Genomic DNA, 921 nt, shown 5'->3' with positions numbered 1-921 from the left:
GACCAGCGGTACTTAAATGGCCCAGTCCCATCAGTCAGCGTCGGCGACAAAGTTGCGTACGTGACAAGCGTGGATGTGTTTGCTTGGCTGCGTCGGTCGATCGACGGCAGAGTGGCCCGGAACGGTGAGACCTCTTTCGCTTTCTGAATGATGAGTTGGTTGCCATCCCACTCCAGCATGCCGCTGGAAGGATCGCCGACTACCAGTTTCGGCACGCCGTTGTGCATGCCCATCCAGAGGCCTTTGCCGACCTTGTAGTCCGTCATGCCTTGGCGGATATGGCCGTCGGGGCCGATCTGCAGCTTGCCCAGGAAGGCAACGATTGCAGCCAGCTCAGTAACCGAAATCTTCTGCGCCGTGATCGCTCCGTCCTTGATCAGCACACTGTCCATGACGCGTGTGATCGAAAAACCACCGATCTCTGCTGACCCCGTCGAAATTCGACGACGGATGCGCAACTGGGAATTTACCAGTCGTGGGTCATTGGGGATCGTGACGACGTGCGAAACGGTAGCGAACCCGCGCGAGTTGCTGGGGTACTGGATGGGACCTCCATCCGACCACGTATAGCCGGACGATGGAACACCGTTCTGGTAGAACGCGACGAGGGGCCAGTGCCAATCGATGGTGAGTTCGCCATACCAATCGTTTGAGAACCCGATTTTGTACTCGATGAGGTACGTCCCGCCGGGGACGATTGGCATCAGGCCAGTCCACGCATCTTCCGCCACATAGCCATTCGGCAGGAGATACAGCGAGGCGTTGTGCTTCCACGGTGAGATAGTATTGGAATCTGTCCAGTCGCGCGGGTCAACCTCCTGCCCGGCCAGATTCCACCACACCAAATCCTTGAAGCGTGGGTCAGGGATAAGGTTATTGGCGTCGCCCATGACTGCCAGGCTTCGAGCAGTTACAGCGCCT

Annotated in this window: 1 protein-coding gene; it reads right to left on the bottom strand. The window is 58.0% G+C overall.

Annotation, left to right across the window (positions count from 1 at the left end):
* On the bottom strand, window positions 1-890 hold an 890-nt coding region (locus tag QPK31_RS26110), incomplete at its 3' end, for a hypothetical protein (protein ID WP_290425797.1).
* Window positions 891-921: the final 31 nt, after the last annotated feature.

This window comes from Massilia sp. YIM B02769 (genome assembly GCF_030411995.1).
Classification (GTDB): Bacteria; Pseudomonadota; Gammaproteobacteria; order Burkholderiales; family Burkholderiaceae_D; genus Telluria.
Note: the sequence above shows the minus strand (reverse complement) of the source record. Positions and strands in the feature narration are given on the sequence as shown.